Consider the following 6,827-nt stretch of genomic DNA (forward strand, 5'->3'; position numbering starts at 1 on the left):
ATCGATCCTATTGCGTCTGCAGGCGCGGATTGAGGACATCGCGCAACTGGTCCGCCACCAGGTTGATGGTCACCACGGTCACCAGCAGGGCAATGCCGGGAAACACGCTGATCCAGTATTTTCCGGACAGCAGGTACTGGAAGCCGTTGGCGATCAGCAAGCCAAGCGAAGGTTCGGTAATCGGCAAGCCGAGGCCGAGGAAAGACAGGGTCGCTTCCAGCGAAATCGCAGACGCCACCTGCAAGGCGGCCACCACGATCAGCGGCGGCAGGCAATTGGGCAGCAGATGGCGGAACATGATGCGTAACGGCGACAGGCCAAGCGCGGCCGCGGCTTCGATGTATTCCTTCTTCCGTTCCACCAGCGCCGCACTGCGCGCGGTGCGCGCGTAATAGGCCCACTGCACCGCCACCAGCGCGATGATGATCTTGTCGATGCCGCGTCCGGTCAATGCCAGCAGGATCAATGCGATCAGGATCGGCGGGAACGATAGCTGGATATCCGCGACCCGCATGATGAATGCTTCGATGCGGCCTCCGGCGTAACCGGCAAGCAGTCCTAGCGTCAAGCCCAGCGACAGGGCAATGATGGTGCTGACCACGCCCACCATCACCGAGATGCGTATGCCGTACAAGATCGCCGACAGCATGTCGCGGCCCTGGTCATCGGTGCCGAGCAGGTAAGTCATGCTGCCGTCGACCGACGCCTGCCCTGGCTCCAGGCGCGAGTCCATCACATCCAGCTTGGCCAGGTCGTAGGGATTCTGGGGCGAGATGACGGGCGCGAATATCGCCGCCAGCACGATCAGCGCCAGCAGCACGAAACCGGCAGTAGCGATCCTGCTGCCAAAAAAATTGCGCACAAACCGTTGCCAGGGCGTTTCCGCCATGTTGCGTGCTGGTATTGGTGTCGGTTCCATCTCAGCCTTTGCTTTCTGCCAGGCGCACGCGAGGATCGAGCAGGGAATACAGCATGTCCACCACCAGGTTGATCAGGATGAAGATGGTGACGATCAGCAGCAGGTAAGCGACGATCACCGGCCGGTCCAGCACACGGATCGAATCGATGATCAGCTTGCCCATGCCGGGCCAGGCAAACACCGTTTCGGTGACGATCGAAAAGGCGATGATCGATCCGAACTGCAGCGCCACCACGGTGACGATCGGGATCAGGATATTCTTCAAGACATGGACACCGATGATGCGGCTGTTGCGCAAGCCTTTGGCGCGGGCAAATTTCACATAGTCCTGCATCAGCGCTTCCTGGGCGCCGGAGCGCGTCAGCCGGATCACCAGGGCGATGTTGAACAGCGCCAGGTTGAAGGCCGGCATCAGCAGATGGCGCAGGCCGTCCCAGCTGAGAAAGCTGACCGGCACGCCGAACAGCAATTGCGTCTCGCCGCGGCCGCTGGTCGGCAGCCAGCCCAGCTGCACCGCGAACACCATGATCAGCATCAGGCCGACCCAGAACGTCGGCAATGAAAAACCGAGGATGGACACTGCCATGATGGTTTTGCCGACCAGGCCGTTCGGCCGCAAGCCGGCGAGCAGGCCCAGGGGCAAGCCCAGCACGACCGACAGCAGGATCGCTGCCGACGACAGTTCCAGCGTGGCCGGCATGCGCTCGAAAATCAGGCTCAGCGCCGGCGTCGAATAGGCGAACGAGCGCCCCAGGTCGCCGCCGACAGCGTTCTTCAGGAAGATGAAATACTGCAGCCAGAGCGGCTTGTCGAGACCGAAGGCGACGATCACCTTGGCGCGTTCGATCTGGTCGGCGTCAGGACTGATCAGCACGTCGATCGGATTGCCGATCGCATACACCCCGACAAACACCAGCAATGACATCACCAGCAGCACGACCAGGCTTTGCAATACGCGGCGGATAATAAAAGCCAGCATCGTTTACCCTAGATTTATCCATAAAAAATCCGCTCGCCACCTCGGTGAGCGGACATGCGCGTGGTCCTTACTGGGGGTAGAACTGATAAGCGTGGGTACGCTCATCGGTGCGCGGGATATATACGATACCTTTTTTTGCGGCCCATGTGGTCACTTGCTGGTGAATCGGGATCACGCCACCGTCGTCGATGACCATTGCCGTGGCTTGCTGCAGCAGGCTGGAGCGCTCTTTGTCGTCCACGCTGTTGAGGGCCTTGGCCAGCACCGCGTCCATTTTCGGGTTGCAGTATTTCAGCCAGTTGACCGCCCCCATGCCCTTGGCCGGATTGTCGCAAGCTGCCATCGCCCGCAGCGGCGACGATGCTTCGCCGGTCTGGGCGCCCCAGCCCAGCAGGCCGATCGAGTATTCGCTCTTGGCGCCGCGCGCCGAATACACCGACATCGGCGCGCCCTCGACCTTGGTGGCGATGCCGATGCGCGACCACATCTGGGCGATGGTTTGCGCGATTTTTTCGTCGTTGACGTAGCGGTTGTTCGGCGTATGCAAGGTCAAGCCAAAACCGTTGGGATACCCGGCTTCGGCCAGCAGTTTTTTGGCGGCTTCAGGATCGTACTTGGGCGGCTTGAGATTCGGATTGTGGCCAAACAAGGCGGCCGGCACCAGGTTGACGGTCGGTTCCGACAAACCTTCCATGACCCGGTCGCGAATCGCGTCGCGGTTGATGGCGATCGACAATGCCCGGCGCACCCGCACGTCCATCAGCGGATTCTTGTCGAGCGGCTTGCCGTCCTTGTCGGTGACGAATGGCGATTTTTCGCGGCGGGTATCGGGGTACAGATAGATCACCCTGTGCGATACCTTGGAATAAAAGCTCAGGTTTTTATCTGCCCGGACTTTCGCCAGGTCCGGCGTCGGCACGTTTTCGATGGCTTGCACGTCGCCGGCCAGCAGTGCCGCCAGGCGGGTCGCATCGTTCGGGATGAAACGCAGGGTGACCTTGCTCCAGGCCGGCTTCTTGCCCCAGTAGTCGTCATTGCGCTCCAGCTCTATCCTGTCGTCGCGCTGGAATCTGACGAACTTGAACGGCCCGGTGCCCACCATGCCCTTGCCGCTGGCGAAATCGTCGCTGCTCAGGCCTTGGGTCGCTTTCTTGGAGACGATATAGATCGAGGTCAGGTCGGCCAGCAACAGCGGATATGGCTCCCTGGTGGTGAGCTGGATCGTGTACGGATCGATGATTTTCTTGTTGATGATGGCTTTGGTGTAGGTATCGAATTTTCCCGGGCTGCCGACGATGGTGGCCGGCCGGTCCAGCGACCAGGCTACGTCCTCGGCGGTCAGCGGACTGCCGTCGTGGAACCTGGCGCCTTTGCGCAGCTTGAATTCCCAGGTCAGGTTGTTCACCAGGGTCCAGGACTCGGCCAGCGCGGGAATGATGTGGCTGTCGGCATCCATCGCGACCAGCTGCTCGAAGATGTGGTCGGAAACGTTGATGTTAGGAAATAAATTATAGAAGTGGGGGTCCATCGACGTCGGCGGCGAACTCATCGCCAGCCTGAATTCCTGCGCCGCGGCTGGAGGGCCTAACGGCGCCAGCAACAGCAGGCAGAAAGCCAGCTGCAATACACGCAATCCCATTCCTGGCCATGACATCAGACGCATAATGCTCTCCTGTGAGTGAACACCGATGGACCGTGTAGGCGTAATATACACATTCTGGACGTTACGCCATGCACCATTTTTGTAGGCAAAAGGCGTGCCACATATCAGGAGCACAACATGAATTTGATCGATCCCATCATCGCCTTCCAGGCGGAACTGCAGGCAATCCGACGAGATTTGCATGCGCATCCCGAACTCAACTACGAAGAAAAACGAACTTCCGATGTCGTCGCCCGCAAACTCACCGAGTGGCAGATTCCGATAGTGCGCGGCCTGGGCGTCACCGGCGTGGTCGGCATCGTGAAGAATGGCAGCAGCAACCGCGCCATCGGCCTGCGCGCCGACATGGACGCCTTGCCCATGCAGGAATTGAATACCTTTCCGCATGCCTCCCAACATCAGGGCAAGATGCACGCTTGTGGACATGATGGCCACACGGCGATGCTGCTTGGCGCCGCCCACCACCTGGCGCAGCATCGCAATTTCGACGGCACCGTCTATCTGATTTTCCAGCCGGCCGAAGAAGGCGGCGGCGGCGCGCAACGCATGATCGACGACGGCCTGTTCGAACAATATCCGATGGAAGCGGTGTTCGGCATGCATAACTGGCCAGGCATGCCGGCCGGCAGTTTCGGCGTGACGCCGGGTCCGATGATGGCTTCCAGCAACGAGTTCGAGGTGATCGTCAAAGGCAAGGGCTCGCATGCCGCGCAGCCGCATAAGAGCATAGACCCGGTCATGGTCGCGGTGCAGATTGCGCAAAGCTGGCAGACCATCGTCTCGCGCAATACCAATCCGAACGATCCGGCGGTCCTGTCTGTGACGCAGATCCACAGCGGCAGCGCCACCAATGTGATTCCCGACGAAGCGACGCTGATCGGTACCGTGCGGACTTTTTCGGTAGCTGTGCTGGATGTGATCGAAGCGCGCATGCGGGAAATCGCGCAGCATACCGCGGCCGCCTTCGGCGCTGAAGTCGAGTTCAAGTTCCACCGCAATTATCCGCCGCTGGTCAATCACGCCAAGGAGACTGCGTTTGTAGTCGAAGTGCTGCAGGCGATGGTCGGCAACGGCAATGTCAATCCGCAGGTGGAGCCAACCATGGGCGCGGAGGATTTCGCCTTCATGCTGCAGAACAAACCTGGCTGCTACGTCTTCATCGGCAACGGCGAAGGCGCACACAGGGATGGCGGCCACGGTCTCGGACCCTGCAACCTGCACAACGCCAGCTACGACTTCAACGATGACCTGCTGCCGATCGGCGCCAGCTACTGGGTCAACCTGGCGGAAACGTACCTGAAGAAAATGTAATGATCGCGCTGCCCTGGCCTTGTACCAGGGCAGCGCCAGGACGACCGTCCTCGCATTCCATCCCGATCCATCTGCCCCTCCTCATTGACCATATTCATGAATCAAATTGAAATCGCCTTCGACCAGCCTATGCAATTAGGCGAATGCCCGCTGTGGCACGCCGGCGAAGCTGCGCTTTACTGGGTCGACATTTCGGCCATGCAAGTGCATCGGCTGCGGCCCACGGATGGCGTCCACGCGATGTGGCAGCTCCCGGCCGAACCCGGCTGCATCGGCCGTCATGCAGGCGGCGGCCTGATCGTCGCCATGCGCAGCGGTGTGGTCCATCTGAATACAGACAATGGCGAGCTCACGCACATCGCCGATGCTCCTTACGACACAGCCACCGCCCGCTTTAACGATGGCCGCTGCGACGCCGCCGGCCGTTTCTGGGCCGGCACTATCTACGAACCACGCGACCACGCCGGCGCCCAGCTCTACGCCATTGAAAAGGGTAGCGTGCGGCCTGCCGGCAATCCGGTGACCGTGTCCAATGGCCTTGGCTTCAGCGGCGACAGCCGTACGCTTTATCACAGCGATACCACGGCGCACCGGATCTGCAGCTATGAATTTGATTTGGCCAGCGGGCACATCGGCGCAGGCCGGGTGCTGAAACAGTTCGCCATGGACAAGAGCGCCCTCGACTACGGCGGCCGCCCTGACGGCGCGGCGGTGGATAGTGAAGATGCCTATTGGTGCGCAATGTATGAGGGCGGCAGGCTGCTGCGCTTGTCGCCCGCTGGCGAAGTATTGCAGGAAGTGATCCTGCCGGTACGCTGCCCGACCATGATGACGTTTGGCGGTGCGGACTTGCGCACGCTGTATATCACCAGCGTGAGTGAAAAACGCAGTGCTGCGGAGCTGGAGAAATATCCCGCATCCGGCTGCATCCTGTCGCTGCGGGTTGAGGTGCCGGGCAGGATCGAACCGGCTTACGTTGGCTGATTCGCGGCTGGCATTCTCAGTTTTACGACAGGATTTACCCGTAGTTCGGCAACAATCCCTATTTTCGACTATTCTTTAGGGCTGTAGCTGCGCGCCGCTGCAAGTTGGATAAGCGGCCTGCGCGGCCTTCCATATGAATACGGCGACGACTTGTTTCGCTTTTTTTATTTTTTACGTTCGAAAGTCTTTCATGCAAAAAAAACAAACCGGACTCAAACTCCTCGCCGCAGCCGGCCTGCTGGCTGGCGTTCACTCAACCAGCTTTGCCGTGGACTCCGCGTCCTTCGAACTCGGCACCGGGAACAAGAGCCAGCTGGCCCGGGTTGCCGCGCAATGGAATTGGAATACGGCCTTGTGGCAAGGCAGCAGCACGCAGGTCGGCGGCTATTGGGATTTGAGCCTGGCTGAATTCCGTCAAAACCAGTACCAGAATATTCCCGGCCAGAAGAAAAACCTGACTGATATCGGCTTCACGCCGGTGTTCCGTTTCCAGTCCAACGATAAAAAGGGCTTGTATGGGGAAGCCGGTATCGGCGTGCACCTGATGTCGCATCTGTATGACAACAATAGCCGCCGCTTTTCTACCGCTTTTGAGTTTGGCGATCACATCGGCACTGGCTACGTGTTCAGCAATGGCCTCGATGTCGGCCTCAAGCTGCAGCACTTCTCCAACGGCGGCATCAAGAAACCGAATAGCGGTGCAAACTTCGCAGTGCTGCGGGTAGCTTATCCGTTCTAAGCCCAGTCTTTAGTCCAGATGCAGGAAAGCCGGTCGCGCAAGCTGACCGGCTTTTTTTCGTTCAATGATTGGCAGTACAAAGAGCAAATCTACGACGCGGCTACCACGCGAGTCGTAAAATCGTTAGCCCAAAGCAAAAACCCTCTGCAGTTTTCTGCAGAGGGTTTTTTAATAAAAGCCTGACGATGACCTACTTTCACACTGGTTGCAGCACTATCATCGGCGCAAAGTC

General features: G+C 59.4%; 6 protein-coding genes. 3 read left to right on the plus strand and 3 right to left on the minus strand.

Annotated elements, in window-relative coordinates; translation table 11 throughout:
* Positions 1–7 precede the first annotated feature (7 nt).
* The 3 genes from V8G57_RS15145 to V8G57_RS15155 all read right to left on the minus strand — a co-directional run bounded on the left by V8G57_RS15145 (position 8) and on the right by V8G57_RS15155 (position 3,537).
* On the minus strand, positions 8–919 hold the full coding sequence (locus V8G57_RS15145) for an ABC transporter permease (RefSeq protein WP_342830057.1): 912 nt from the start codon (positions 917–919) through the stop codon (positions 8–10).
* A 1-nt stretch (position 920) separates the two neighbouring features.
* Entirely contained in the window at positions 921–1,898 is a 978-nt protein-coding gene (locus V8G57_RS15150; RefSeq protein WP_092397161.1) for an ABC transporter permease, read from the minus strand.
* A gap of 67 nt (positions 1,899–1,965) precedes the next feature.
* Positions 1,966–3,537 carry an ABC transporter substrate-binding protein gene (locus tag V8G57_RS15155; RefSeq protein WP_342830067.1) on the minus strand — a complete coding sequence of 524 codons (1,572 nt, stop codon included), beginning with the start codon at positions 3,535–3,537 and terminating at the stop codon, positions 1,966–1,968.
* A 141-nt stretch (positions 3,538–3,678) separates the two neighbouring features.
* Here V8G57_RS15155 and V8G57_RS15160 point away from each other — a divergent pair, with 141 nt between their 5' ends.
* From V8G57_RS15160 to V8G57_RS15170, 3 genes are all read left to right on the plus strand, one after another.
* The gene (locus V8G57_RS15160) at positions 3,679–4,872 is read left to right on the plus strand and encodes a M20 aminoacylase family protein (protein WP_342830058.1); all 1,194 of its coding nucleotides are present in this window, start codon (positions 3,679–3,681) and stop codon (positions 4,870–4,872) included.
* 96 nt (positions 4,873–4,968) lie between these two features.
* On the plus strand, positions 4,969–5,856 hold the full coding sequence (locus tag V8G57_RS15165) for an SMP-30/gluconolactonase/LRE family protein (protein WP_342830059.1): 888 nt from the start codon (positions 4,969–4,971) through the stop codon (positions 5,854–5,856).
* A 190-nt stretch (positions 5,857–6,046) separates the two neighbouring features.
* Positions 6,047–6,595 carry an acyloxyacyl hydrolase gene (locus V8G57_RS15170; RefSeq protein ID WP_092397195.1) on the plus strand — a complete coding sequence of 183 codons (549 nt, stop codon included), beginning with the start codon at positions 6,047–6,049 and terminating at the stop codon, positions 6,593–6,595.
* The last annotated feature ends 232 nt before the right edge of the window (positions 6,596–6,827 follow it).

Origin of the sequence: Collimonas rhizosphaerae, assembly GCF_038896935.1 — a bacterium.
GTDB classification, from domain to species: domain Bacteria; phylum Pseudomonadota; class Gammaproteobacteria; order Burkholderiales; family Burkholderiaceae_D; genus Collimonas; species Collimonas rhizosphaerae.